Source organism: Streptococcus mitis (assembly GCF_000722705.1).
Taxonomy (GTDB): domain Bacteria; phylum Bacillota; class Bacilli; order Lactobacillales; family Streptococcaceae; genus Streptococcus; species Streptococcus mitis_P.
This window is the reverse complement of the sequence record NZ_JPFW01000007.1, coordinates 296,272-322,068: the sequence shown is the minus strand read 5'-3', so window position 1 is coordinate 322,068 and position 25,797 is coordinate 296,272. Positions and strand designations below refer to the sequence as shown.

Annotated in this window: 26 protein-coding genes, 1 pseudogene and 1 other annotated feature; of the genes and pseudogenes, 2 read left to right on the top strand and 25 right to left on the bottom strand. The window is 40.4% G+C overall.

Annotation, left to right across the window (positions count from 1 at the left end; translation table 11 throughout):
- Positions 1-61: 61 nt before the first annotated feature.
- The 14 genes from SK642_RS04325 to ybeY form a co-directional block, all read right to left on the bottom strand.
- Positions 62-775: an O-methyltransferase gene (locus SK642_RS04325; protein ID WP_080708942.1), complete on the bottom strand. Its 714-nt coding sequence runs from the start codon at positions 773-775 to the stop codon at positions 62-64.
- 1 nt (position 776) lies between these two features.
- Positions 777-2,579 (bottom strand): oligoendopeptidase F, encoded by a 1,803-nt coding sequence (pepF, locus tag SK642_RS04320; RefSeq protein WP_033683514.1) that lies wholly within the window; start codon positions 2,577-2,579, stop codon positions 777-779.
- Between the two features lie 18 nt (positions 2,580-2,597).
- Positions 2,598-3,551, bottom strand: coding sequence for a competence protein CoiA (coiA, locus tag SK642_RS04315; RefSeq protein ID WP_033683513.1), 954 nt, complete (start codon positions 3,549-3,551; stop codon positions 2,598-2,600).
- Positions 3,552-3,623: 72 nt separating this feature from the next.
- The gene (gene tehB / locus SK642_RS04310; RefSeq protein WP_033683511.1) at positions 3,624-4,484 is read right to left on the bottom strand and encodes an SAM-dependent methyltransferase TehB; all 861 of its coding nucleotides are present in this window, start codon (positions 4,482-4,484) and stop codon (positions 3,624-3,626) included.
- A gap of 15 nt (positions 4,485-4,499) precedes the next feature.
- Positions 4,500-4,967 carry an SsrA-binding protein SmpB gene (gene smpB / locus SK642_RS04305; RefSeq protein WP_001051750.1) on the bottom strand — a complete coding sequence of 156 codons (468 nt, stop codon included), beginning with the start codon at positions 4,965-4,967 and terminating at the stop codon, positions 4,500-4,502.
- Positions 4,930-7,284 (bottom strand): ribonuclease R, encoded by a 2,355-nt coding sequence (gene rnr, locus SK642_RS04300; protein WP_033683510.1) that lies wholly within the window; start codon positions 7,282-7,284, stop codon positions 4,930-4,932. Before rnr ends, smpB begins: the two co-directional genes overlap by 38 nt.
- A 215-nt stretch (positions 7,285-7,499) precedes the next feature.
- A complete protein-coding gene (secG, locus tag SK642_RS04295) occupies positions 7,500-7,733 on the bottom strand; it encodes a preprotein translocase subunit SecG (RefSeq protein ID WP_000282517.1) in 234 nt (77 codons plus the stop codon).
- Positions 7,734-7,772: 39 nt separating this feature from the next.
- On the bottom strand, positions 7,773-7,922 hold the full coding sequence (gene rpmG / locus SK642_RS04290) for a 50S ribosomal protein L33 (RefSeq protein WP_001809104.1): 150 nt from the start codon (positions 7,920-7,922) through the stop codon (positions 7,773-7,775).
- Positions 7,922-9,121, bottom strand: a complete 1,200-nt coding sequence (locus SK642_RS04285) for a multidrug efflux MFS transporter (RefSeq protein ID WP_033683508.1) — start codon at positions 9,119-9,121, stop codon at positions 7,922-7,924. The genes rpmG and SK642_RS04285 overlap by 1 nt, the downstream gene beginning before the upstream one ends.
- Positions 9,108-9,713 carry a dephospho-CoA kinase gene (gene coaE, locus SK642_RS04280; RefSeq protein ID WP_033683507.1) on the bottom strand — a complete coding sequence of 202 codons (606 nt, stop codon included), beginning with the start codon at positions 9,711-9,713 and terminating at the stop codon, positions 9,108-9,110. Before coaE ends, SK642_RS04285 begins: the two co-directional genes overlap by 14 nt.
- Positions 9,713-10,537, bottom strand: a complete 825-nt coding sequence (gene mutM / locus SK642_RS04275; protein WP_033683506.1) for a DNA-formamidopyrimidine glycosylase — start codon at positions 10,535-10,537, stop codon at positions 9,713-9,715. The genes coaE and mutM overlap by 1 nt, the downstream gene beginning before the upstream one ends.
- A 48-nt stretch (positions 10,538-10,585) precedes the next feature.
- The gene (era, locus tag SK642_RS04270; RefSeq protein WP_000143264.1) at positions 10,586-11,485 is read right to left on the bottom strand and encodes a GTPase Era; all 900 of its coding nucleotides are present in this window, start codon (positions 11,483-11,485) and stop codon (positions 10,586-10,588) included.
- Between the two features lie 16 nt (positions 11,486-11,501).
- Positions 11,502-11,897: a diacylglycerol kinase family protein gene (locus SK642_RS04265; RefSeq protein ID WP_033683505.1), complete on the bottom strand. Its 396-nt coding sequence runs from the start codon at positions 11,895-11,897 to the stop codon at positions 11,502-11,504.
- On the bottom strand, positions 11,878-12,375 hold the full coding sequence (ybeY, locus tag SK642_RS04260) for an rRNA maturation RNase YbeY (RefSeq protein WP_000275156.1): 498 nt from the start codon (positions 12,373-12,375) through the stop codon (positions 11,878-11,880). Before ybeY ends, SK642_RS04265 begins: the two co-directional genes overlap by 20 nt.
- Positions 12,376-12,479: 104 nt before the next feature.
- Between ybeY and pavA the strand changes: the two genes are divergently transcribed.
- Positions 12,480-14,147 (top strand): Rqc2 family fibronectin-binding protein PavA, encoded by a 1,668-nt coding sequence (gene pavA / locus SK642_RS04255; protein ID WP_033683504.1) that lies wholly within the window; start codon positions 12,480-12,482, stop codon positions 14,145-14,147.
- A 216-nt stretch (positions 14,148-14,363) separates the two neighbouring features.
- On the opposite strand, the gene SK642_RS04250 is transcribed toward pavA, so the two are convergent.
- Positions 14,364-14,693, bottom strand: a complete 330-nt coding sequence (locus tag SK642_RS04250; protein ID WP_033683502.1) for a winged helix-turn-helix transcriptional regulator — start codon at positions 14,691-14,693, stop codon at positions 14,364-14,366.
- A gap of 268 nt (positions 14,694-14,961) precedes the next feature.
- Here SK642_RS04250 and SK642_RS04245 point away from each other — a divergent pair, with 268 nt between their 5' ends.
- Complete coding sequence (locus tag SK642_RS04245) at positions 14,962-16,332, top strand: DHA2 family efflux MFS transporter permease subunit (RefSeq protein WP_033683501.1); 1,371 nt, start codon at positions 14,962-14,964, stop codon at positions 16,330-16,332.
- Here SK642_RS04245 and SK642_RS04240 read toward each other — a convergent pair.
- The 10 genes and pseudogenes from SK642_RS04240 to SK642_RS04195 all read right to left on the bottom strand — a co-directional run bounded on the left by SK642_RS04240 (position 16,297) and on the right by SK642_RS04195 (position 25,689).
- A pseudogene (locus SK642_RS04240) lies at positions 16,297-18,018 on the bottom strand (IS1182-like element ISSmi2 family transposase). The gene SK642_RS04245 and the pseudogene SK642_RS04240 sit on opposite strands and share 36 nt — an antisense overlap.
- Positions 18,019-18,184: 166 nt before the next feature.
- Entirely contained in the window at positions 18,185-19,897 is a 1,713-nt protein-coding gene (locus SK642_RS04235; protein ID WP_033683500.1) for a glucosaminidase domain-containing protein, read from the bottom strand.
- 98 nt (positions 19,898-19,995) lie between these two features.
- Positions 19,996-20,982, bottom strand: a complete 987-nt coding sequence (locus tag SK642_RS04230) for a dihydroorotate dehydrogenase (RefSeq protein ID WP_161681766.1) — start codon at positions 20,980-20,982, stop codon at positions 19,996-19,998.
- A complete protein-coding gene (locus SK642_RS04225) occupies positions 20,945-21,745 on the bottom strand; it encodes a dihydroorotate dehydrogenase electron transfer subunit (RefSeq protein WP_033683499.1) in 801 nt (266 codons plus the stop codon). The genes SK642_RS04230 and SK642_RS04225 overlap by 38 nt, the downstream gene beginning before the upstream one ends.
- 247 nt (positions 21,746-21,992) lie before the next feature.
- The gene (locus SK642_RS04220) at positions 21,993-22,373 is read right to left on the bottom strand and encodes a VOC family protein (protein ID WP_000157153.1); all 381 of its coding nucleotides are present in this window, start codon (positions 22,371-22,373) and stop codon (positions 21,993-21,995) included.
- A 58-nt stretch (positions 22,374-22,431) separates the two neighbouring features.
- The gene (gene rplT, locus SK642_RS04215; protein ID WP_000124834.1) at positions 22,432-22,791 is read right to left on the bottom strand and encodes a 50S ribosomal protein L20; all 360 of its coding nucleotides are present in this window, start codon (positions 22,789-22,791) and stop codon (positions 22,432-22,434) included.
- 51 nt (positions 22,792-22,842) lie between these two features.
- Positions 22,843-23,043: a 50S ribosomal protein L35 gene (gene rpmI, locus SK642_RS04210; RefSeq protein WP_001125941.1), complete on the bottom strand. Its 201-nt coding sequence runs from the start codon at positions 23,041-23,043 to the stop codon at positions 22,843-22,845.
- A 32-nt stretch (positions 23,044-23,075) separates the two neighbouring features.
- Positions 23,076-23,606, bottom strand: a complete 531-nt coding sequence (gene infC / locus SK642_RS04205) for a translation initiation factor IF-3 (protein ID WP_000848180.1) — start codon at positions 23,604-23,606, stop codon at positions 23,076-23,078.
- A gap of 15 nt (positions 23,607-23,621) precedes the next feature.
- Positions 23,622-23,753 (bottom strand) — a sequence feature (ribosomal protein L20 leader region).
- 160 nt (positions 23,754-23,913) lie between these two features.
- Positions 23,914-25,098 (bottom strand): membrane protein, encoded by a 1,185-nt coding sequence (locus tag SK642_RS04200; RefSeq protein WP_033683498.1) that lies wholly within the window; start codon positions 25,096-25,098, stop codon positions 23,914-23,916.
- A 3-nt stretch (positions 25,099-25,101) separates the two neighbouring features.
- The gene (locus SK642_RS04195) at positions 25,102-25,689 is read right to left on the bottom strand and encodes an ABC transporter ATP-binding protein (RefSeq protein ID WP_033683497.1); all 588 of its coding nucleotides are present in this window, start codon (positions 25,687-25,689) and stop codon (positions 25,102-25,104) included.
- Positions 25,690-25,797: the final 108 nt, after the last annotated feature.

The following is a 25,797-nucleotide window of genomic DNA, read 5'->3' as shown; positions in this document are numbered from 1 at the left end:
CTCCTTTAAGATAAGTGTTACCCTATCTATTTTACTATATTTTCTTAAATTTTTCTGAAAATCATTCGCTGTCAGGCAATTGAACATCTGCTACATTTTTACGAAGCATGAGAATACCGTCTCCCAGAGGGACTAATGTTGCGGTGAGTCCTGGATTGTCTAAGGTTGCATCAAATAGTCTTTGAAGGCCTCGATAAATAGTTCGCTGACCTCGACGGACTTCCATAATGTCCTTGGCAACATCACCACCTTGGAAAATATCATCCAAGACAACCACACCGCCAACTTCCAAATGTTTGAGGATTTCTGGCAAAAAGACGATGTATTTAGACTTAGCAGAATCCATAAAGACGAAATCATAGGACTCTGTCAGGGTTGATAAGACATCTACCGCATCTCCTTCTAGGAGTGTGATTTGTTTGCGACTATCAAACTGGCCAAAATTTTCCTTGGCAAAATCAATCATTTCTGGATTGCGATCAATGGTTGTAATCTTGGCATTTGGCGCATGTTCCGCCATTAAAAGAGCTGAAAAACCTATAGCCGTCCCAATTTCCAGAATATTTTTAGGCTGCATGATTTCCATAAGAAAACGAAAATAAGCAACCGTTTCATGGGGGATGATGGGAATATTTTCCTTACGAGCAAAGTCTTCCAATTCTTTCAGGGAACCTGTGACTTGCTTTTGACGCTGGCGCATCAAGTCCACAATTTCTTCTTTGACAACGGGACGTCGCATGTTATGGTTGGCGTTTTTACTATACGATTCAACCATTTTATGCCAATCCCAATTTTTCAACAAGGGCTTCAAACTCATTTAAACGACGTTCAAAGACTGCAAAGGCATCGTTGAGATAGTCTTCCTTCTCCATATCAACACCAGCTTTTCTCATGACATTGAGTGGGTAGTCAGACTTACCTGCCTTGAGGTAGTCGATATAGCGGTCACGGTCTTCTTGACTACCATGGACAATCTTTTCAGCCAAGGCTGAGGCTGCTGCAAAACCTGTTGAATATTGATATACATAGTAGTTATAGTAGAAGTGTGGAATGCGAGCCCACTCGTATTGGATTTCAGGATTGTCTTCCTTGCTCAATCCATAATACTCTTGGTTCAAGTCTGCGTAGAGTTTATTTAGGAAATCGCTGGTCAAGACTTCTCCATTTTGATCCGCTTGGTGAATCGCGTGTTCAAACTCAGCAAATTGAGTTTGTCGGAAAACTGTTCCACGGAAACCGTCCAAGAAGTTATTAAGAATAGCAAAGCGTGTTGCATCGTCTTCCACTTCTTCCAATAATTTCTCCGTCAAGATATTCTCATTGGTAGTTGAAGCAATCTCAGCCAAGAAGATAGAATAATCTCCGTAAACATAAGGCTGCGTTTCGCGAGTATAGCTGGAATGCATACTGTGACCTGTTTCATGAACTAGAGTAAAGAGATTGTCTAGATTGTCCTGCCAGTTAAGGAGCATAAAGGCATTGGTATCGTAAGAACCGCCAGAGTAGGCACCTGAACGCTTGCCTTGATTTTCATAAACATCAATCCAACGCTCGCTAAAGGCCCGTTTAACACGGCTCAAGTAATCCTCACCCAAGACTTCCAAGGCCTCTTCTGCCTTTTTCAAGGCTTCCTCGTAGGTAAAGCTGTATTCTACTGAAGATAGTGGTGTGTAGACATCGTACATCTTGAGGTCTGAAATCCTCAAGATTTTTGAACGAAGCTCAAGATAACGATGCAAGAGTGGTAAATGCTTGCGAACTGCTGCTACCAAATTGTCATAAACACTCTCTGGAACAAAATTGGCCGCTAGGGCTGCATGACGAGCACTCTTGTAGTTGCGAACTTTGGCACGGTAGTTTTGCACCTTAACATTGGTTTGCAAGGTTTTGGCATAGGTGTGTTGGAGTTGTTCATAAGTCGCATAAAGAGCTTGATAGGCACCACGGCGCACCTCACGGTTTTTAGACTCCATCAAACGCATATAAACGCCATGTGATAATTGTACTTCGTTACCATCTTCATCTTTAACAAATGGAAAGACGATATCTGCATTATCTAAAATAGCAAAGGTTTCACTCGCCGAACCAAAGATTTCTCCAGCTCCAGCCAATAATTCTTCTTCACGTTGTGAAAGAACGTGATCCTTGCCTTGCAAAAGCTTGTCAAAATAGTGTTGATAAACCTGCAATTTTGGTTGAGTCTCTAAAAAGTCAGTATATTGCTTTTCACTAATCTCCATAAATTCAGGTTCATAAAATGAAAATGCTTGGTCTAGCTGGCTGTAGAGAGTCATTGCCTTGGCGTAGTACTCTTGATACTTGGCTTCACGTGTGTCTTGGTCATTTTTCATATGAGCATAAACGTAAAGCTTCTCCATTTGGCGTTCCATCTCAAGAGAAAATTCAGTAATTTCGAGTAGGCTATCCGCACTATCCAAGAGATGACCTTCATACTGGGCCACTGTCTCCAATTGTTCTGTTAAATCTTTTAAGGCTTCTTCCCAAGCCTGGTCAGTTGGGTAAATCGTTGATAGATCCCATGTATCTTTTTCATTTATTTCATGTCTTTGTAATACCATTAGATTCCTCCATCCTTTCTATTCTACCATATTTTTTAAGAAATATTGCTGATAAAAGGCTGGTGGATAGAGCTTTTGCCAATCATTTTGAGGATTTTCTTTGTAATAGGTGTAAAAGTGCTGATAATAGCTATTCAAGTCTTGTTCAATCTGGGAGAACTTGCCCACTAATGGTCGAATTTGTGGATACCATTCTTTGAGCCCATAAGTCAGGATATTTTCTCCCTTCTGATAGGCTTCTGCTTGTTCTTTCATCCAAAAAGGATTTTGATAATAAAGCTGTTGTCGGATATAGCGACAGATGTCCCTATCTTGAGAAACTGTAAAATGCGAAATTTTTTGTTTCTTATAGGGAAGACGTAATATTTCCAGTAAGCTATCTTGACCATAGGGAAATTCTTTAATCTGATAATGGAGTTTCCCGCGGAGATCCTGGTGAATGAGGTATTTGAGTCTTAAAAGCTGTTTTCCCTTGTCTAATTCCCAAACATAAAAGCCCATATTTTGACTAAAATAAAGAAAACCTTGTTGCAGACGAGTCAAACGATCCTTGAGCCACAGTTTTTGACCCAGCAACCACAGTACTTGGTAACCCTGACTACGATAGCCCTCACTTCGCTCTTTAAGGACTTTTTGAGGCAAGGGACTACACTGAACCTCTAGAGCTAGATTGCCATTTACAAACACATCCGCAATCTGTTTAAGCTCTGGAAGGGGGTATTCTAATTGAACCTCTGTCTCTTTTTTCAACCAGTGATAGAGGGATTCCTTATTGGCTAGGTGTTCTGGACTTTCATTTTCAAATGAAAAATCACAGTCTTTTAGGGATTTATGGGCAAAATGAGTCCGTACACTTGGTCCTTGACGCAAACGGAGCTGACCTCCACAAGCTGGGCAAGTGTATGCTTGCTTCTCGAGCTTATCCTCTAGCACATTTACCAATTCTCCCCTAGCATCTTTCGCAACAAACATGATTTCCCTCCTTTTTTATATTATTCGTAAAAAAGAAAAAAGATCAGGAAAATTCCTAATCTTCATTCATCCTTATTTGATTTTTTTAGCTAGCATGGTCGCAAAGCGTAGTTGAATGCGATTGCCATTTTCATCGCGACGGTGCAAATGGCCTGGATTTTCATTGTACTTAACCAATTCCCAATCCTTGTAGTATTCAGCCAATTCTCCTTCTTTAAAGGTGAATGGGAAGTTCACTGAGCAAGGATAATCCTCCGTGTCCATGGCACAGACGATAAGATTGTAGCCACCAATAGTGGTTTTCTCCTGCATATTTTTGATAATTTCAGGAATGCGGTCTGCTTGCAGAAACATGAGAACAACTGTTGAAACAATAAAATCATACTCTTGCCCAATACTGGCTGAATTGATATCATAAAGACCAAGAGGCATATCCAAATCTTCCTGCTCCACAATGCTTTGCAAGATTTCAAGGGCCAGTTCATTTTGATCCACAGCTGTCACATCAAAACCTTGCTGGGCCAAAAAGAGGGAATTACGACCCTGTCCACAGCCCAAATCCAAGGCTTTCCCTGGTTTTACCGTCTGCATAGCTTCCAGAACTTCTGAATGAACAGGATTGGTATTGTATTTCTTAGGGAAATAATCCTCAGGTTTACAATAAAATTCCAAGTACCATTCCACATCATCTGTGGCAGCCTCTACTCGGTGCCATGCTTGAGGTTGCGCCATGGGATTATCTGCCCCTGCTTCAAAGAGGTGTTCAGCTAGAACTTCACCATCCTCTGTCAACTCAATAAACTTGAGAACTCCTTTTACTACAGTGATCTTGCCCCAAGTTCCAACCTTGGTATTGTGTTTCTGCTGAACAGCTTCAGGCATAGTTTCTTTATTCCACAAGGGCATTCGTTTATAGGCAACTAGTTTTTCCATTTCCAATTCCTCTTTTTATCGCTGATTAACAGCTTTCATCACGCGCGCAATGTCGCGGTTTTGCTCACGACGCTTGATAGACTCCCGTTTGTCGTAGTCATGCTTCCCTTTAGCTAGGCCTAAAAGGAGCTTGGCATAGCCATCTTTGATATAGACCTTAAGGGGAACTAAGGTCATTCCTGTCCCTTTGGTCTCTTGTTCCAATTTTTGGATTTGTTTCTTATGGAGCAGGAGTTTGCGACGGCGTTCTGGTTCCTGATTCCAGATATTGCCCTCTTCGTAAGGAGCGATATGAACATTGCTCAACCAGACTTCCCCATTTTTTACTTGGGCAAAGCCATCCTTGAGATTGATTCGAGCGGCTCGCACACTCTTGATTTCAGTTCCAGTCAGGACCATTCCTGCCTCTAGCGTATCTACGATTGTATAGTCGTGGCGCGCCTTTTTATTTTGTGCGACGACCTTTCCCTCGCCCTTTGCCATGCTTGGCTCCTTTCTTAGCTACTTCCTTATAAAAAGGTTTCTTTCCTTTTTTCTTCTTATCTTTTGACGAATGCTTGCGCTTATCATTTGAGCGTCCTGACTTTCTCTTGTCTTCCTTCTTATCTGAACGACGACTGGAACCACGCCCTCTGTCACTACGACTAGACTGTTTCAAGCCTTTTTCAATCACATCAAACTCACTTGGGATATAAGAGAAATCAATTTCCCCCGTCATCTTATCAGCTCTTTCAACCCGAATACGAATCTGCTGTCCTACACGGAAGGTTGTACCCGATTTTTCCCCACGCAGGGTCAAATCACGCTCATTGAAATGATAAAATTCAGGTAAATTGGTGATATGAATCAAGCCCTCAACTGTGTTTGGCAATTCAACAAAGAGACCAAATTTGACAATACTTGATACAACCGCATCGTATTCTTCACCTACATATTCTTCCATGTACTCAGCCTTTTTCATGGCTTCAACTTCACGCTCAGCCTCGATAGCACGACGCTCACGGTTGGAAGACTGGGTCGCAATCTCTGGAATCACTTGCTCAAAATACTCTGCTATTTCCTTAGAACGGCCGTAATCCCGAATCATACGGTGAACTAGAAGGTCAGGATAACGGCGAATCGGGCTAGTAAAGTGAGTGTAATAGTCTGCAGCAAGTCCATAGTGACCGTGATTGTGCTCTGAATAGCGAGCCTGCTGCATAGAGCGAAGAAGCATCATGGACAATACATCCGCATAAGGTTCTCCCTCAACAGTACGCATGATGTCTTGAAGCGCCTCCTGGCTAATCTCACTGGCAGTCCCATAAATCCGCAAGCCAAAACTTGAAGCATAATCAATAAACTTCTGAACCTTTTCAGCCTTTGGCTCCTCGTGAATTCGATAGATGAAAGGCAAATCCAACTTGCTGAAATGCTCGGCAACTGTTTCATTGGCCATCAACATAAAGGACTCAATCATGCGCTCGGCAACACCACGCTGGCGAAGAACGATATCAACAGGCTTACCTTGTTTGTCCACTAAAATCTTCGCTTCGTTGGTATCGAAATTGAGGGCTCCACGTTTCACACGCATGTTTTCTAGCCTTTCATGGAGCTTGGCCATAAGTTCGATACTTGGAACAATTTTCTGATATTCTTGTCTCTTTTCCTTGTCTCCAGCTAGGATATCATTGACATCACTGTAGGTCATCCTGAAGCTTGTCTTGATAACCGTTTGTGTAATGGTGTAATTGACCACACGACCATGTTTATCAATTTCCATAATAGTAGACTGGGTCAGACGGTCAACTTGAGGATTGAGGGAGCAGATGCCATTTGACAAACGCTCTGGAAGCATTGGCACCACTCGGTCTGTCACATAGACAGAAGTCGCGCGGTTAAGGGCTTCCTTATCAAGAGCAGAACCCTCGGTCACATAATAGGAAACATCTGCGATGTGAACTCCAAGCTCCAGATTTCCATTTTTCAGAGCCTTGATATGTACCGCATCATCCAAGTCCTTGGCATCGGCACCGTCAATGGTAAAGGTAATCTCATCTCTCAAATCCAGACGGCCTTCCATATCCTTTTGAGACGGAACATCAGGCACACTTTCTGCTTCCTTGACAACAGCTTCTGGAAACTCGGATACAATGTCCATAGACTCCAAAACCTCAAGGACATCAATCCCAACATCCGTCGAGTGCCCCACCACATCAAGGACACTAGCAACAAAGAAATCATGTTTCTTGCTTGGATATTTGTCGATAAAGACCTTGAGAACTTCGGTTCCTTCTAGTTTAAGAGCTGGTTTCTTAACATAAATTGGTTGGCTGATTTTCTGGTTTTTCGAACGGATGTATCCAGCATACTTAGGTTTTTCCTGATCTAGTACGATTTGACCGACTACGGTTGTCAGACTGTGTTCTAAGATATCAATAATTTTGGCTTCTGCTGCTGTTCCCTTATTGCGGTCAGCGATTTTCTTGATGACGACCTCAACGGTATCGCCATCAATAGCATAGTTGACATCGTTTTTTCCTACAAAAAGGTCGTCCTCTTCCCCTTCTAGACTAACAAAACCAAAGCCATTTTTATGGGCATGAAAAATCCCCTTGAGAGTAATCTCATGTTTTTTCTTGGCTTCCAAGGTCAGACTCCCATCTTCTTCAAAGCGAATCTGGTGCTTTCTTTCCATTAGGGACAAGGTTTTAATCAACTCACGAAAATCCTTGGACCCATCTTTTCCCAAAGCCTGAGCCAAGTCATTGACCGTCACCTTTCCCTTATCTTGCAAATATTCTTTTATTCTATCTTTCATATTTTCTTTCTAGATTTTTAATTTTCTTTTACTGTAAAATCTTCTCAAACATCCTTTAATACTCAATAAAAATCAAAGAGCAAACTAGAAAGCTAGGCGCAGGTTGCTCAAAACACCATTTTGAGGTTGCAGATGGAAGCTGACGTGGTTTGAAGAGATTTTTGAAGAGTATAAAAATAAAAAGAGGCAAAGACCTAGTCCTGCCCATTATTTTCTTATCTACTTGATAATACCGTCAATGCTAAGGCAATGGCTAGCCAGAAAAAGACTAAAATCCCTGTCAAACGCTGCATTACAGCTTCAAAACCGCGTGCTTTACTGCGTTCAAACAAATCACCTGAGCTGGCATCAAATACATTGCTGGATTGGTTTTTAGTTGGTTGCATGAAAATCGCAATCACAATCACAACAGATAATACTAATAAAATGGTTAATAATAGGTTATACATATCAAACTCCTTAAAATCCCTATTATTTTACCATAAAATCTACTTAGATTCAAGATGTAGGGTTACTTTTCTTTCCTTGGGACAATACTTTAAAACCTCAATCTTATCTGGATGGGTTTTTGAATTTTTACTGGTTAGGTAATTGATACTGCCACAAGAGGAGCATTTGAGATTAATTTTTACTCGCACTAGATTTCCTTTACTTTTAATAATGTTCGAAATTGAAGCAGGTTAAAGAGACAACTAAAGGCAACACAAAGGCTTGTCGCATAAAAGACAGCATGGTAGCCAAATTGACCTGCTACTGCGGAACCTGCCATAGGACCAACGACACCTCCCAAATAAAAGAATACCTGATTGAAGGCAAAGACCCTCGAAATGCCGGCTTTGGGAGTCATTTTGCTGAGTAGGGCATTAACCCCAGGGATCAAGGCACCGGTTCCCAGGCCAAAGAGGAAACGATAGAGTCCCAGTTGGAGGGGACTAGAGGCATTGGCACAGAGAAGATAGATGATAACTGAATAAAACTGGGCGACAACCAAGAGACGATGATTGCCCACCTTATCACCTAGCTTACCCATGACTCCTGCACTCATCATGCTGGAAAAGCCCATACTGGATACAATCAAACCAGAGACAAAAAGAAGATTCTCTGTCTGCCCTAAGTCACGCACATAAAGAGCTAAGATAGGGCCAATTGATTGGGCTGAAAATTGGATGACAAAACTGGTTAGAAAGAGATTAACTAAGAGATAGGGATATTTAAGTGATGAAAATAATTCCTTTGTTGGGATGGCCTTTTCCTTGACTACTGGTTTAAAATCTTCCTTAATAAAGCAAATAGTCAAAATAGCAGCTAAGAATAGAAAACTACCAACCAGTAAGAAAACAGTACGAATGCCAAATAATTCTGCGATAAAGCCACCAATAAAGGGACCAGTTAGAGTACCTGCAACTACTCCAGTAGACAAAGTACCTAAGGCAGAGCCTGATTTCTCCTTGGGAACCTGACTGGCTATCAAGGCCGTTGCATTGGGAACAAAACCTGCAAATACACCGTTTAATAAACGAAGAAAGATTAACCAATAGATACTTGGGACAAAGGCCAAGCCTCCCATAGTGATGGTCATGGCAAGCCCAGCCCGAATCATCATGGGTTTTCGACCGTATTTATCGGCAAGGATTCCCCAGATAGGAGAGAAGAGCGCCGCGGAAATAGCAGAGACAGAAATAGCTAAACCTGCATAAAAAGCAGCTTGATCACTCCCTACACCCAGATTTTCCACGAAGATGGGCATAAAGGGCACAACTAAGGAAATACTGGCTCCTGTCAGAAAATTACCAAACCAGGCAATGCGCAGATTATCCTTCCAGTTAATCTCTGTCATCTTGCCTACCTCCCTCAAGTAGGGAGACCACCTGAGTAAGAAGCTGGTCCTGATTTCCATTGTTGTCTAGAACATGGCTAGCCAAATCTTTCTTTTCTTCTAAAGGCCATTGGGCTGCCAGACGAGATTCAGCTTCATTTTTGGGCAAGTGGTCTCTTTTCATTAAACGTTCTACTTGGACATCTCGGTCCACATAGACCAACCACGTCTCATCAAACCAAGAGGCATAGTCCTGCTCAAAAAGCAGGGGAATATCCATGAAAAAAATCTCTTCTGTCTGAGCCAACTGGTCTCTTAATGTAGCCAACTCTTCACGAATAATCTCTCCTTGGATTTGCTTAGACCATTCTTGTTCTTGAGGATTTGGAAAGATGAGACTAGCTAGGAGAGGGCGATTAAGTTCTCCGTTTTCAAGGATGATTTTTTGACCAAAATGCTGGACTAGAGCCTCAAACAGACGACCGCCAGGTTTCTGTAGTTGGTGGACGACTGCGTCGGCATCCACTACTTGAAAACCTTGCTTTCTTAGAAAATTTGTCACGGTTGACTTACCAGAGGCAATTCCTCCTGTGATTCCAATGATTTTTCCCATCAGTCCCTCCTTTGACAAGTTGGACAAAAGTGGGTGCCTCGTCCGCCTAATTGGATTTTCTCAATGATGGTGCCACAGCGTACACATTCTTGACCAGCCTTGTCATAGACCTGATGAAAATCCTGCATGGTTCCGTCTTCCCCAAAGGCATTGGTATAAGTCCGAATGGTGGAGCCACCTTTTTCAACAGCCTGGCCCAATACAGCAATGGTCTGGTCATGAATGGCTGACGCTTCTTCTGCTGTCAAAGTTTGGGAAGGTCTAGCTGGATGAACCTGAGCTCGCCATAGGACCTCATCTACATAGATATTACCCAGACCAGCTACCAAGGTTTGGTCTAGGAGATGGGATTTGATAGGCTTTTTGGACTTGGCTAGGGCAGCTTGAAAGACCTGTAAATCAAAGTCTTGCTCCCTTGGTTCAGGCCCTAATTTCTTAGAAATAAAGTAGGTATCCAAAAGGTCAGGAGACAATAGTTCCATAGTACCAAACTTGCGTACATCCTCATAAACAAGCGTGCCACCGTCTTCAAACTGGAAGAAAACATGGGCATGCTTACGTTCAGGAACCTGGTCTGGATAGTAAAAATACTTGCCTTCCAGGCGCAAATGGGAAATCAAGACCTTATCTGTCAGGTAGAAAATCAAATATTTACCACGACGTCCCATTGACTCAACAATCTGACCAGGCACTTCCTTTTGAAACTCGTCCAAATCTGTCTTCATCATCTTGGGATAGCGAATTTCTATACTCGAAATCTTTTTACCCAGAATCAATTTTTCTAGGCCACGACGAACAGTTTCAACCTCTGGTAATTCAGGCATAAGTCCTCCTTCTGTAAAAACAAGAAGCAGGCATGAGCCCACCTCTACTTAGTATTCTTTTTCATTATAGCCAAAGTCAGCCAAATCTAGCTTTTTATCGCGCCAGTTTTTCTTGACCTTGACCCAGGTTTCTAGGAAGACCTTGTCTCCTAGCATGAGTTCAATATCACGACGGGCCATACTACCAATTTTCTTAAGCATAGCGCCACCTTTACCGATGATAATCCCTTTCTGACTATCGCGCTCCACCATGATGGTTGCACGGATGTGAACCTTGTCTGTCTCTTCGTCTCGTTTCATAGAGTCAACAACTACTGCTACCGAATGCGGAATCTCTTCACGAGTTAGGTGCAAGACTTTCTCGCGAACCATTTCTGAAACCAAGAAACGTTCTGGATGGTCTGTGATTTGATCAGACGGGAAATACTGGAATCCTTCGTCCAGATTTTCACTCAAAATATCCACTAGACGAGACACGTTATTGCCCTGAAGGGCTGAGATTGGAACAATTTCCTTGAAGTCCATCTGATTTCGGAAATCATCAATCTGAGACAAAAGCTGGTCTGGATGAACCTTGTCAATCTTGTTCACCACCAGAATCACAGGAACCTTGGCAGCCTTGAGACGCTCAATAATCATGTCATCCCCCTTACCACGCGCTTCATCAGCGGGCACCATGAAAAGAACAGTGTCCACTTCACGAAGGGTGCTATAAGCAGACTCAACCATGAAATCTCCAAGAGCCGTTTTAGGCTTGTGAATCCCTGGCGTGTCGATAAAGACAATTTGCTCCTTATCGGTCGTGTAAATTCCCATGATTTTGTTGCGCGTTGTCTGCGCCTTGTCACTCATGATGGCAATCTTTTGCCCCATAACGTGATTTAAAAAAGTTGACTTCCCAACATTAGGACGTCCTAAAATGGCTACAAAGCCTGATTTAAAAGTCATAATTTCCTCTTACTGTTTAAAATATTAAATCCCAGATTCGTGGGAGAAAAATCAATGCGCCTGTTAAGGCTGCAAAAAGAGAGACCACTAATACCGCGCCAGCCGCCATATCCTTGGCATTTTTAGCCAGCATGGAAAAGTGATAGTGACTGGCCAAATCCACCACATTTTCAATAGCAGAGTTGATAATTTCAAAGGCTACTACCAAGAAAATGCTCAATAGGAGAAAGAGCCATTCGATTCGTGACACCTGAAAAAGAAAACCTGCAAGGATGACCACGAGAGCCGTCACTGCATGTTTTCGCATATTGCGTTCTTCCTTGATAGCAGTAAAAATTCCTGTGAGGGCAAATTCTAAACTGGATATCAGGTCACGATTTTTCCATTTTCGTTTATTGTCTTGTGAGTCCATAGGCTGTCAAAATTTCTTCTTGTAAACCGAACATCTCCGCTTCTTCTTCTGGAGTGTAGTGATCATAGCCGTTGATATGTAAAAAGCCGTGTACTGCCAAGAAGCCCATCTCACGCTCAAAGCTGTGACCATATTCCTCAGCCTGCTCATGAGCCTTATCGATAGAGATGAACAGTTCCCCAATATAGGCATCAAACTCAGACATCATCTCTGCCAATTCAGGATTTTCAAGCAAATCCTCTTCGTCAAAGGCAATTTCCAACTCTGGCTTATACTCAAGGCTGATGACGTCTGTCGGACGGTCTGTGTCACGGTACTCCAGATTGAGTTCATGACTACGCTCGTTGGTCACAAAGGTAACTGCCATTTCCTTGTCTTCTTTGCCTAATTTTTGGGCTGCAAATTCCAAAATTTCTTGGGTTTGTTGCAACATTTCTTTTGAAACTTGACCAGTTTCATCTACCATTTCAATATACATGTGCTTCTCGTTTCTCTTTACTTGGCTTTATTATACCACATTTCCATGATTTTATTCTACCTTTTTGATATAATACTATGGAATACAATCACAAGGAGAGAACGATGTCATTTGACGGATTTTTTTTACACCACATGGTTGAGGAATTGCGAAGAGAGTTAGTGAATGGTCGCATTCAGAAAATCAATCAGCCTTTTGAACAAGAGTTGGTCTTGCAAATCCGCAGCAATCGCCAAAGCCATCGCCTGCTCCTTTCTGCCCATCCAGTTTTTGGTCGCATTCAGCTGACCCAAACAACTTTTGAAAATCCAGCCCAACCTTCCACCTTTATCATGGTTTTGAGAAAGTATTTGCAGGGGGCCCTGATTGAGTCTATTGAGCAGATTGAAAATGACCGTATTGTGGAAATCACGGTTTCCAATAAAAACGAGATTGGAGACCATATACAGGCTACCTTGATTATCGAAATCATGGGGAAACACAGTAATATTCTACTTGTTGATAAAAGTAGTCATAAAATCCTCGAAGTTATCAAACACGTCGGCTTTTCACAAAATAGCTACCGCACCTTGCTTCCTGGATCAACCTATATCGCTCCGCCAAGCACGGAATCGCTCAATCCTTTCACAGTCAAGGACGAGAAACTCTTTGAAATCCTGCAAACTCAGGAAACGACAGCTAAAAATCTTCAAAGCCTCTTTCAAGGTCTGGGACGCGATACAGTAAATGAATTAGAAAACATTCTGGTTAGTGATAAACTGTCTACTTTCCGTAACTTTTTCAGTCAAGAAACCAAGCCATGCTTGACAGAGACTTCCTTTAGTCCAGTTCCTTTTGCAAATCAGGTAGGAGAGCCTTTTGCCAGCCTTTCTGACTTGTTGGACACCTACTATAAGGACAAGGCTGAACGCGACCGCGTCAAACAGCAAGCTAGTGAACTCATTCGCCGTGTTGAAAATGAACTTCAAAAAAATCGCCATAAGCTGAAAAAACAAGAAAAAGAGTTACTGGCGACAGACAATGCTGAAGAATTTCGTCAAAAAGGAGAATTGCTGACAACCTTCCTCCACCAAGTGCCTAACGACCAAGACCAGGTTATCCTAGACAACTACTATACTAACCAACCTATCACAATTGCGCTTGATAAGGCCTTGACTCCCAACCAGAATGCCCAGCGTTATTTCAAACGCTACCAAAAACTAAAAGAATCCGTCAAATATTTGACAGATCTGATTCAAGAAACCAAGGCAACCATTCTCTATCTGGAAAGTGTCGAGACCGTCCTCAACCAAGCTGGACTAGAAGAAATCGCTGAAATCCGTGAAGAATTGATTCAAACAGGCTTCATTAGAAGACGCCAACGAGAGAAAATCCAGAAACGCAAAAAACCAGAACAGTATCTGGCCAGCGATGGCAAGACCATCATCTATGTCGGACGCAACAACCTGCAAAATGAGGAGCTTACCTTTAAAATGGCCCGTAAGGAGGAACTCTGGTTCCATGCCAAGGACATTCCTGGAAGCCACGTTGTCATCTCAGGAAATCTTGAGCCATCTGATGAAGTCAAGACAGACGCAGCAGAACTTGCAGCCTACTTCTCTCAAGGGCGCCTGTCAAATCTGGTGCAGGTGGATATGATTGAAGTCAAGAAACTCAACAAACCAACTGGTGGCAAACCCGGCTTTGTCACTTACACAGGACAAAAGACCCTCCGCGTCACACCAGACCCCGAAAAAATTACATCCATGAAAAAGAGCCTGGGCAAAAACTAGCTTTAAAATCATGACCACCCGTCAAACGGGTGGTCATGATTTTGCCTGTTTTTACCTATGGTCTTACCCACGACAAAAATTATAGAGCCAAAAAACCCTAGTCACACATTTGAACTAGGTTTTTACGTTGCTTTGATTAACAAGATTACCAAATCTTTCAGAATTACATTTTCTATTTTATAGAAAAATATTAATAATAAATTATGTAAATTCAATCTAATTTCTATAAGTTTGCTCCCATTTTTTCATTTCTTCAACGATACTTCTTAGAGCAATACCTTTTTTTGTCATTTTATATTCAACCTGTGGAGGCGATGTCGGTAAAACTTTTCTTGATAAAATACCTTCTTGCTCGAAATCATGTAACCGTTGAGCTAATATTCTAGGATTAATACCTTCTACACTACGCAAAAGACTACCATAATGTATATTACCATTAATAATTTCAGATAAAATCTCAAGAGTAAATTTACCCTTTAGTAAATTCAAGACCCTTCTTGCTGGACAAATTGATTTTTTCAAAGATTGCATTTTGCTAGTCTCCATTCATTTCCTCATTTTTTGATAGTTACTATACTTTTTTTCCCTTCTTGTTTCATAAATAATTACATGATAAATTAATTATATCACTTGAAAGGGGAAATTACTATGGATATTATAACTAAGTTTGACCGTATTGACGATATTCTCGGTTGCGCTGATGGATGATACTTTGATACTGGATATACTCAAGTAAAATATTTTCAGAAAGTTAAATATATTGCTTTTGATTGATAAATGAAAATTGGTTTGATGAAATAACGGAGGAAGATTGATGAAAAAAACAAATACAAAAGCGCCAGCTTATCTACTTTTTATTCTTTCACTAGGATACATTATGGCGGTCCTAGATACAACCGGAGTGGTTCTTGCTGTTCCCCATATTGAAACAGCTATGAGCGTCTCATTAGAGCAATCCATTTGGATTATTAACGCCTATACACTAGCTTTAGGGTCTTTACTCCTACTTTCAGGAAATCTAACAACAAAATATGGTGCTAAACGAATTTTATTAATTGGAATGACAATTTTTACACTATCCTCGTTTGGGTGCTCTTTTTCACCAAATATTGAAACATTAATTATACTTAGATTCATTCAAGGTTTCGGTGCTTCTTTGTTTATGCCAAGTTCATTAGCACTTTTATTCATTTCATACCCCGATTCTACTAAAAGAGCACGTATGTTAGGAATCTGGACAGCAATTATTTCTGTTGCAACCGGTACTGGTTCTTTTATTGGTGGACTAATTATTAACTACTTCGGATGGAGGGGTATTTTCTTGGTCAATATTCCATTTGGAATTTTGACAGTAATTTCAATATTACTTCTCGTGAAAAATAATATTGCCAATCTAAAGACCAGAATTGACATCTTTAGTAATATATTTTTGGTTACAACTATCGGAAGTCTAGTTATTTACCTTGTTGAAGGGAATCAATATGGTTATAGTAACTCAAATCTTTTATTGTTTCTTCTCCTATTTATATTATTTGCTATTGGTTTAGTAGTCCACGATAAAAAAAGTAAAGCACCTATTGTTCCCCACCAACTATTAAAAAATGCTAAGTTTATTGTCTCTAATCTATTAGGTTTAGTAGTTAACATTTCACTATATGGCATTGTTTTGGTGCTAGGACTCTATTTTCAAACTTATTTAAACCTTTCCTCAATGGTTTCTGGACTCCTCATTCTACCAGGAATGATTGTCTTAATTATTGGTAATTTATTTTACGCACGTGCTGTAAAACGATTTTCCGTGGGAAGCCTCGCTACTGTCTCAATTATTTTTGCCATTGTAGGAGCAGCAGGAATTTTTGGAATTGGAGTTCTTTTTAATGAAATTCAACTATACATCCTAATTCCTTTATTTTCTTTAATGAGTCTAGGTATCGGAGTGTTAACTCCAGCAACTACAACCATTCTTATGGAAGCTGCTGGTCAAGAATTATCTGGAATTGCTGGTGCAACTCTAAACGCTAACAAACAGATTGGTGGACTTTTTGGTACAACAATTATGGGGATTGTAACTACTAATTTATCCCATGATTGGAATATAGTCATCGTTATCGCATTTTTGGTTAACGTGATAATGTATATTGCTATTTGGTTAATTGCTAGTCGTTACCTTTATGGAAAAGAATAAAACTAAACAGAACGAGGCTGGGCAAAAACTAGCTTCTAAATAAAACCACACAGTGATTCCAGTCTTGAATCCAATCAAGCTGAAAGAAATACTGTGTGGTTTTTGAATAGTGGATGTTTTAGAGGCTAGATTCTTGGCCAACTTGGTGAGATTCATGCTTATAAAGATGAATCCTATTTCTGTTGAGACAGCTTGTTTCCCTCTGACATGCACTCCTCGCACGCCAAAAACACTCTTCAATCTACCAAAAACGGGTTCAACATCGATTTTCCGTTTGGCATAGATTCGAGAGCCTTCTTCACTATGTAATGTTTGCTTAAGGAGTTCCTTAAAGTAATTCCAAGTTGGATTATAATGGATTTGTTTATGATTGCCACTATCTGTTTTAGCCAACTGTTCTAACTATGGAGTGTCTTGAACTTTATCCGCCTCATAAATCTTGAAATCACGTTGAAAGCCATACTTGTCAGTTCGACTAGAGTAGTTCTTAAAAGAATAAACTAGGCCGTCGGGCTTTATAAACTGATCCGTGTCCTCAAGATATTCCCAGTTCATTGGATTATCTGTGCTCGTCTGGTACTTTTTAGTCAATTCCTTCTGATACATGGTGTAGGGAATAAGCGGTGTTTTTTCCAATTCATCAATGATAAAACGATAATTTTCTTCGCTACCATAACCAGCATCTGCTACGATATAGTTGAATAAGTCTAGGGTTTGAATCGATTGGAGAAAGGGTTTCAGAGTGCGAGTGTCTGTTGGATTTGGAAAGATATCAAAATCAAGGACATACTGACCATTGGTAGCCGCTTGGACATTATAACCAGGTTTCAGTTGCCCATTTTGCATATGGTCTTCCTTCATTCGCATAAAAGTGGCATCATGATCCGTTTTTGAGAAAGAGTTGCGGTCTTCTAAAATTTTTCTAGCTTCTTCATAGCGCTGTTTACGAGGAAGGAAATCATCCTTTAATTGCTTACGGATTTTCTTTATCCGACGGCGTTTTTGTCTATTGGCAGACCCACCCTTTATCACTTTAGGCTCTTCTTCAATAGCTTGTTCTATTTCAACTAAGGTAGCCTCCGTTTTTTCTAGTAGCTCCTCCAATCCCTGACTGGTTTCCCGTTCTTCTTTAGATAAGGCGAGATTTACTCCTTCTTGAATCAGCTGATCATAGAGCTGGGAAATTTTCCCATTCAAGGCTGCTTCATATTTGTCAATAGCTCTTTTCCAAGTGAAAGAATAGAGATTGGCATCAGCTTCTAGTTTTGTTCCATCAATGAACAAGGCATCATCCTCAATCATTCCGTTCTCACGCATGAGTAAGGTGAAGTAAATAAAAGCAGTTTTGATTAGGTTGTTGGCATGTTTACTGGAGCGGAAGTTATTAATCGTTTTATAGCTAACATAGGTATCTTGGCTCAACCATTTCATGGGAATGACTTCTTCGTTCATTTGAACGATTTTACGTCCAGAAAACACTTGACGAGCGTAAGCGAATAGGGTCATCTTCATAAGAATGGCTGGATGAAAGGCAGGGCGACCAGTGTGAGAGGTCTCTTCCAATAGAACTTGACTAGGGATACTGTCCACAAAGAGGCTAATCATTCTCGCTTCGTGACTTGATGGAATATCGTAGGCAAGATTTACTTCCAAACTTAACTGATTTGTGTTATAATCTTTATACATTGTCATGGCTTTCTAATTGTTTTGTTGTTATTTTAATTATAAACCATGACATAAGAAAACGAGCATTTCCAACTACGGAAATGCTCGTTTTTTTGATAGTTAGAAGTGGGTTTTTTCCCAGCCTCTTTTAACTTACTATTCAGTCAAATCATATCCAATTATAGGACTAATCTTTGCCACCTAGTTTTTCATTGATTTTCATCATCACACTAGCAATTTTTTCGCCCCAATAAGGATCTGAGGCATATTCCACATTCATACCAGAAGCCTTGTTGCCAAGGAAAGTTCTGCCCCTATCGATATAATTTTCCTTAATCCACTTGCTTGCACCTAAAATTCCCTTATCCACATCATCAAATGTCTTGGCAGAAAGGTATGGAGTCGTATCATAGGCTGTAATGCCAAAGAAATTATTCTTATCCTTGGCAATATTACTTCTTCCCCAGTCACTTTCTAAGGCACTATGGGCAAGGAGATAGAGGGCATTGATATGGTAATGTTCTTCAGCTTCCTTAAAGGTAGCGCCCTTATTCTCCAAGAGACTATTGTCAATATTTAACAGACTAAATACCTTATCCAATTCTTCAGCACTATAGTTTGTTGCCTCTGTCAAATCTTTGAATAGGAAGGGATTTTCAAGCTTAAAACCATCAAAATGTAGCCCATCTGCCGAATAATATTTCTTGCCTACTTCCATATCAGAAAGATGAGAAGCTACTGGGATACTAGCATTCTGAGCCACATAGTGATAAAAACGGTGGCCATCACTCTCATAATAAGGGATAAAATCCTTACTAGCATCTAGTGCTTGTAAATCTTCTATTTTCATATAGCCTGACAAACCAGAAACAGTAATAGCCAGGCGCTTATCATCACTTTTTCTATCCTTATCTAGCCAAACGACACTACCTTGCGATATATAGGAGAGTTTTTCACCATCTGCATCATAAACATTTGCTGTGACAGGTACTACTTGATAATAAGCAGCATTTTCATTTGTAGCTTTTTCTCCAAGCCATTTACCATCGCTTCCAAACTGATAACCATCTACTGTTTCATTTTTCGCCATGTAGCCACCAGATTTGAAGTAGTACCAGGCTTGACTTTTAGCATCGTATAACCATTCTTTATCAGCCATTTTGCCATCAGATTTGAGGTAAAACCATGACTCTTTATCCCAAATCCATTCATTTGCTGCCATATAGCCACCAGATTTTAGATAATAATAGTGACCATTTTCGAAAATCCATTCTTTATCAGCATGATTTCCATTTTCTTTAATGTAAAACCAAGATTGGTATTGTTTGTCATATAGCCAACCTTGCTGTACTTTGGCACCACTAGCATTCACATAAGCCTGGTCAATCCACTGACTTGTTAGCAAATAACCACCAGATTTAAAATAATAGTCCTTGCCCTTAATTTGGAGCCATTCTTTCTCTGCATGCTCTCCATCTGCTTTGATATAAAACCAAGCGTCGTATTGAGAATCATAGACCCAGTCTTCGATTACTTTGGCACCTGTTGCACCAACATAGGAAGTTCCTACCCAAGCATTTCTTTTCATCTTTCCATTTTGGTCAAGATAATAGAGGACTCCCTTGTCTTCTATCCATTCTGACTTGGCCATATAGCCGCCAGATTTGAGGTAAAAATAGTCGTCACCTTGCTTCAACCATTCATTTTCAGCATAGTTGGCATCTGCTTTTATATAAAACCAAGATTGATAATGAGCATCAAAAACCCACTCATTGGCTGCTTGACTGCCATCCGCTTTCAGGTATTGTTTTCCTTGCCAAGTACCATCGCTAGCCATTGCACTCTCTGGTCTGACTAAGAAAAATAGCAGGGCTAAAAAAATAAATCTCAATTTCTTCATTAACTTTCTTCCTCTGTTCTTACTCATTTCATTATATCAAAATTCTCTATAATCAACATTACAAACTAATAAAAAATCAAGAACAGATTGATTGCAGTTTACCTCAGAGACTCTTTCACTTCCTTGCGTAGATTTTCTAGACTGCTGATGCCATATTTATCCATGACTTTTGGCAAATTTTCAATAATATCAGGGCAGGCATATGGATTGGTAAAGTTGGCTGTTCCAACTCCGATGGCAGATGCCCCAGCCAGATACATTTCTAGCGCAGCTTCAGCCGAATCTACTCCTCCCATTCCAATGATAGGTAGGTCTGTTGTTTGAGCTACCTGACGGATAAGTTTGAGGGCTACTGGAAAGACTGCTGGACCTGACATGCCACCCGTTCCATTTGCCAAGATTGGTTTTCTGGTTTTAAGGTCAAAACGCATTCCAACCAGAGTATTGATCATGGTTAAGCCACTTGCCCCTGCATCTTCTGCTGCTTTTGCGACAGTAACGATATCCGTCACACTAGGGGTTAGTTTGACATAAACTGGTACATCAGAGGCTTCCACAGCTGCTTTCACCACATCATAAGCTAAATCTGGGTCTTGACCAATCAAAAGACCATGATTACAGTGGTCAACATTGGGACAAGAAATATTGAGCTCAATAGCCTTCACATTAGCTGCCTTGGAAATACCATGAGAAACAGCCGCATACTCTTGTTTTGAAAAACCAGCTACATTAGCAATAATAGGAAGATTTGGATATTCTCTTTCCAGCCAAGGAAGTTTTTCAGCCAAAACAACCTCTAAACCAGGATTTTGAAGGCCGATTGCATTCAGCATACCTGCAGGTGTTTCTGCCACCCTTGGAGTAGGATTGCCAAAACGTGGTTCAAGCGTTGTCGCCTTAATCATAATAGAGCCTAAAAGGTCTAAATCATAGTACTTGGCATATTCCTGGCCAAAACCAAAACAGCCTGATGCTGGAATAATGGGATTTTTCAAATCCAAGCCAGGTAGAGAAACTTGTAAACGATTTCTAGTCATGATTTTCTCCTTACAATACAACTGTTCCAGTACGGAAAACAGGGCCATCTTCACAGACACGTTGACTGACGGTTTCACTATCTGGGACTTTTAGGACACAGGCATAGCAAGCCCCCATCCCACAAGCCATACGAGATTCCAAAGATAGATAGGCTCTTGGATGGTCATAAAAGTTTTGATTGATATACTTCATCATTCCAGGTGCCCCACATGAGTAAACAGCATCAAATGGACTATCTAAATCATTAATGACAACGGAAACATTCCCCTTAATACCATAAGAACCATCATCCGTCGTTACAAAAACCTGACCATATTGGGCCAATTCCATCTCTAAAATAACAGCATTTTTAGTCGCAAAACCAAGAACCGTCACTACTTTTACTCCACGCTCATGCAATTCCTTAGCCACCTCAAGCAAGGGCGGAACACCAATCCCCCCACCAACAAGGAGTACCTGACTCTGCTCATCAAGGCCAGACAAGTCAAACCCATTTCCCTGAGGACCCATCACATCAAGAGTATCTCCCTGACTTAAGGTTGAGAAAATAGCTGTCCCAGCTCCCTCAATCCGATAAATGAGATGACACTGCTTCTTAACCTTATCGATAGACGAAATCGAAATAGGGCGACGCAAGAGATGAGCATCATCAGGCACACGCAGATGAAGAAATTGACCTGCTCGCATAGATTCAACCATTTCCCCTTCTAGGACTAATTCAAATATCGCTGGCGCGATTTCCTCCTGTGCAACCACCTTCATGGTTTCCAAGCGAATCGCACCCAAACGTTTCTTACATGTGGGATTCATGACTTTTCCTCCTTAAATTTTAAGGGAACCAGATAAAGAAAAGACCTTGCTAGTGCAAGGTCTCAGTTAAAATCGTACAACACAAGAGAGCGCACTCAAAAAGTCTCCTCTAGAAAATTGTACTATTCTTTTATCTGACACCTTGTGAGTCTCTCTGGGCTCCCCTTAAAGGTTAAATTTTTACTAGTATACTCTTTCAACTAAAAAAGTCAAGTAGAAAACGAACATTCTACTTGACTTCACGAGATTATTTTTCACGAATAACTTCGACCTTGTAACCATCAGGGTCTTTGACAAAGTAATAGTTTGGTGCAGTTCCTGGTAGACCATTTGGCTCAGTTACTTCATAGCCTTTTGCACTATGCTCTTGATGAAGTGCCTCAAGATCAGGTGTACTGAGGGCGATGTGGGCAAATCCATCTCCAACCACATAAGGGCCGTGATCATAGTTATAAGTCAACTCCAACTCATAGTCGTCACCCTCAAGACCTAGATAGACAATCGTGAAGGCATGATCTGGAAAATCTCTGCGACGCAATTCTTTAAAACCAAAAGCATCTTGATAAAATGCAATTGATTTTTCAAGATTTTCTACTCGCAAGCAAGTATGTAGCATTTTTGAAGCCATATTTTTCTCCTTTATTTTTAAAAAGACTGGGACAATTCTGTTCCAGTCTTATCTGTTATTATTTACCAAGTTTTGCTTTCGCTGCATCTGCAAGAGCTGTGAAAGCTGCTGCATCGTTAACAGCCAAGTCAGCAAGCATTTTACGGTTAACTTCGATCTCAGCCAATTTCAAACCATGCATCAATTGTGAGTATGAAAGTCCGTTCATACGAGCTGCCGCGTTGATACGAGTGATCCACAATTTGCGGAAGTCACGTTTTTTCTGACGACGGTCACGGTATGCATAGTAGTAAGAGTTCATTACTTGTTCTTTCGCAGTACGGAACAAGATGTGTTTAGCTCCATAGTAACCTTTTGCTAATTTAAGAATACGTTTACGACGTTTGCGTGATACAACGCCACCTTTAACACGTGCCATGTTTTATTTCCTCCAAATATTTCCTAGAATTGTTTACTTACAGTCAAGCTATTATTTCAAGCGAGTAAGCATTGCTTTGATACGTTTGTAATCTCCTGCATGCACCATAGATGCTTTACGAAGATGACGACGTTGTTTCTTAGTTTTTCCGTGGAAACGGTGAGAAGTGTAAGCACGGAAACGTTTAAGTCCACCAGAACCTGTACGTTTGAAACGTTTAGCTGATGCGCGGTGTGTTTTTTGTTTTGGCATGATTTTTTCTCCTTTATTTAACTTTCTGACAATTATTTTTTGTCAGTTGCTGGCGCCAATTGCATGAACATTTGACGTCCATCCATTTTAGCACGTTGTTCGATGATTGCAATATCTTGAGTTGCTTCAGCAAACTCGGCTAAAACTTTTGCACCAATCTCTTTATGGGTAATCATACGACCCTTAAAGCGAATAGATACCTTAACTTTATTTCCTTTTTCAAGGAATTTGCGTGCATTGCGAAGTTTTGTATCAAAGTCACCCTTGTCAATCGTTGGACTTAGACGAACTTCTTTCACAGTAACAACACTTTGTTTTTTACGTTGTTCTTTTTGTTTCTTCTGGTACTCAAATTTGAACTTACCGTAGTCCATAATTTTTGCAACAGGCGGTTTGGCTTGGGGTTGAATCAATACTAGGTCAACATTAGCGTTATCAGCCAAAGCTTGCGCTTCACTGAGTGGCTTAATGCCTAACTGTTCTCCTTCAAGACCAATCAAGCGAACTTCACGTACACGAATCTCATCATTGATGAATAAGTCTTGCTTTGCTATGGTTTTCACCTCTTTTGTTTTATTAGAGAAAAACAATAGCGGACTCGTAAATATACAAGCCCGCACGTTATGATAGCGTTTCTTAGAAACTTTTCATCCGTAGGGCCAGGCAACTTAATGTCACAAGGCGAGAAGCTCTCACTTCTGCTTTTCTCAACTTTTATATGATACCAAGTTTTCTAGTCCTTGTCAAGATAAAAAGTTATTTTTTTGAAAAGTTTGTGTTTGTATTTTGCCTTGGTTTCCTCATCAAAAAGAGAGAATCAAGTTGATTCCCTCTCTATGTTAGTTTTTACTTATTTTCCCTATAGGAAAGCTAGGATCTATTAAAAAATTCTTTTTTCCGTGAACTTCCCCATCTTTCGATAAATAGAATCCCCACTAACAAAAGGATAATCAGGCAAGGAAGTAAGACCATCCCCATGCTCCAATTTAGATTGACATTATCAATTTGCTTAGGTAATCTTCCAGATAAAATATCCACTGAACGTAAGTAAGTAAAGGGAATCAGATGTGCAATCTTTTGAAGAGGCTGGATTGTTTGGATGCCAAACAATAAGCCAACAATCCCAATGAGTGAAAGAAAGAGGATGGGCATTTTTTGCTTGAAAAAGGATGCAATCAAGTAGACGACTTCCACAATGACGATAAAGGCTAAGAAAGCTAAGAACAAGCCAGGAAATAACACATCTTGTATCTTTCCAATAGTTACCTCTTGATTCACTAAGCTATAAATCGGGTAGGGATAATCTAACTGTCCAAAACCACTTATCAGACTTCCCACTAGAAAAGAAAATCCGCTGATTCCGATAAACAGCACAGTTACATAGCCCACTCCAACTCCAAGAGAGGACATGGCAAATGCCACTTTTGAAAAAGGATATAACTGAGCTGTATCCAGATGATTTTGATATCTTTCTGCAAATAGTTGCGTTAGCATAAAAATAATAGCAACCACAAACAAGCTTGGGATGATAGCCTCTAAAATCCAGACAATCTGATCAATCCCGTAGGTCGGATAAACTAAATTGTGGGCTTTTATGTTCAAGGGATATAGGGCTTGGTAAGTCTTTCGTTCGCGGTCAACCGCCATTTTTAAGTCAGAACTAGCAGTCGGTTCCTTTGATAAAATTTCATAACTCTTCTCTACATCTTGCCACTGCAAATAATAGGCTTCTTTCCACCGTCCTTCTTTTAACAAAGCCAGAATTTCTTTCTTTTGAGTCGAAAGATTTTTTTGCGATTCTAAATTAATTTTAGCAATCTGGTATTCCTCCGAGTTGGTGTCAGATATTTGGGAGAGTTTCTCTTCATATTCATTGATGACTCTCTCATTTTTTACAAGACGGGTTTCCAACTCGCTCTCCAAGCTGACGGAGTTTGCAGTCCGACTATTGAAATAAAAGGTAACACCGAGTCCAGATACAAATAAAGCTAAGATAATCCAATTTAAGCGACTTTTGAAAACTTTTTTCAATAAAAATAGACCAACATCTTTCATAAACTAAACCTCTTCTATCTTTCCCCGATGAATGGTTACTACTCTATCGCAGACATCAACCAACTCTTCCTTATAGTGGGAACTTAAAAGAACCAGCTGCTCTTGTCTATCGATTTGTGCTAGCCTATCAAAAAACTTCTGTCGATAATACTCATCTAAGCCATTTGTAATCTCATCCATAAGCCAGCATTTCGCCTGACTGAGGAAATACATGGCAATCACCAAGCGTTGCTTCATGCCTAAGGAATACTTACGAATGGGAAGGCTGATATAGTCAGACATTTCCCAGTAATCAATTTCATCCCCCAAGTTTAGATCTGACTTCCAGATGTTTTTTATGAGGCGAAGGTAGTCCATCCCACTTAAGTTTCCATCCAGCCATTCAACGCTCTCATAATAAAATAAAGAAGGAGGGACTGCGATATTTCCGCTACTTATAGGAATTAAATTGCTAATGGCGCGGAACAGTGTCGTCTTTCCAGAACCATTGATAGCAAGAATACCATAAATCCTACCCTTTTCAAATGTAAAATCAACATCTTGTAAGATGACTTGTCGCGTTTTTAAGGTCACATGAGTAAGCTGCAACATATCTAGCCCTCCTTTTTGGATTAATAGCCTCTGCTGTAGTAGTTTAGTACCTCATAACAATCGTAGTTCCAACCAGAACCAATTTTATATTCAGAATAGCTGTCATAA

Bases quoted from the DNA above. Each gene is read 5' to 3' on its own strand.
- smpB (WP_001051750.1), bottom strand. From the start codon at position 4,967: ATGGCAAAGGGCGAGGGAAAGGTCGTCGCACAAAATAAAAAGGCGCGC.
- pavA (WP_033683504.1), top strand. From the start codon at position 12,480: ATGTCATTTGACGGATTTTTTTTACACCACATGGTTGAGGAATTGCGA.
- coaE (WP_033683507.1), bottom strand. From the start codon at position 9,713: ATGGGAAAAATCATTGGAATCACAGGAGGAATTGCCTCTGGTAAGTCA.
- SK642_RS04235 (WP_033683500.1), bottom strand. From the start codon at position 19,897: ATGAAGAAATTGAGATTTATTTTTTTAGCCCTGCTATTTTTCTTAGTC.
- SK642_RS04285 (WP_033683508.1), bottom strand. From the start codon at position 9,121: ATGACAGAGATTAACTGGAAGGATAATCTGCGCATTGCCTGGTTTGGT.
- coiA (WP_033683513.1), bottom strand. From the start codon at position 3,551: ATGTTTGTTGCGAAAGATGCTAGGGGAGAATTGGTAAATGTGCTAGAG.
- era (WP_000143264.1), bottom strand. From the start codon at position 11,485: ATGACTTTTAAATCAGGCTTTGTAGCCATTTTAGGACGTCCTAATGTT.
- SK642_RS04220 (WP_000157153.1), bottom strand. From the start codon at position 22,373: ATGGCTTCAAAAATGCTACATACTTGCTTGCGAGTAGAAAATCTTGAA.
- SK642_RS04245 (WP_033683501.1), top strand. From the start codon at position 14,962: ATGAAAAAAACAAATACAAAAGCGCCAGCTTATCTACTTTTTATTCTT.
- rnr (WP_033683510.1), bottom strand. From the start codon at position 7,284: ATGAAAGATAGAATAAAAGAATATTTGCAAGATAAGGGAAAGGTGACG.
- ybeY (WP_000275156.1), bottom strand. From the start codon at position 12,375: ATGTATATTGAAATGGTAGATGAAACTGGTCAAGTTTCAAAAGAAATG.
- SK642_RS04225 (WP_033683499.1), bottom strand. From the start codon at position 21,745: ATGAATCCCACATGTAAGAAACGTTTGGGTGCGATTCGCTTGGAAACC.
- pepF (WP_033683514.1), bottom strand. From the start codon at position 2,579: ATGGTATTACAAAGACATGAAATAAATGAAAAAGATACATGGGATCTA.
- SK642_RS04250 (WP_033683502.1), bottom strand. From the start codon at position 14,693: ATGGAGACTAGCAAAATGCAATCTTTGAAAAAATCAATTTGTCCAGCA.
- SK642_RS04265 (WP_033683505.1), bottom strand. From the start codon at position 11,897: ATGGACTCACAAGACAATAAACGAAAATGGAAAAATCGTGACCTGATA.
- SK642_RS04230 (WP_161681766.1), bottom strand. From the start codon at position 20,982: ATGGCCCTGTTTTCCGTACTGGAACAGTTGTATTGTAAGGAGAAAATC.
- secG (WP_000282517.1), bottom strand. From the start codon at position 7,733: ATGTATAACCTATTATTAACCATTTTATTAGTATTATCTGTTGTGATT.
- tehB (WP_033683511.1), bottom strand. From the start codon at position 4,484: ATGGAAAAACTAGTTGCCTATAAACGAATGCCCTTGTGGAATAAAGAA.
- SK642_RS04195 (WP_033683497.1), bottom strand. From the start codon at position 25,689: ATGTTGCAGCTTACTCATGTGACCTTAAAAACGCGACAAGTCATCTTA.
- SK642_RS04325 (WP_080708942.1), bottom strand. From the start codon at position 775: ATGGTTGAATCGTATAGTAAAAACGCCAACCATAACATGCGACGTCCC.
- rpmI (WP_001125941.1), bottom strand. From the start codon at position 23,043: ATGCCAAAACAAAAAACACACCGCGCATCAGCTAAACGTTTCAAACGT.
- SK642_RS04200 (WP_033683498.1), bottom strand. From the start codon at position 25,098: ATGAAAGATGTTGGTCTATTTTTATTGAAAAAAGTTTTCAAAAGTCGC.
- mutM (WP_033683506.1), bottom strand. From the start codon at position 10,537: ATGCCTGAATTACCAGAGGTTGAAACTGTTCGTCGTGGCCTAGAAAAA.
- rplT (WP_000124834.1), bottom strand. From the start codon at position 22,791: ATGGCACGTGTTAAAGGTGGCGTTGTATCACGCAAACGTCGTAAACGT.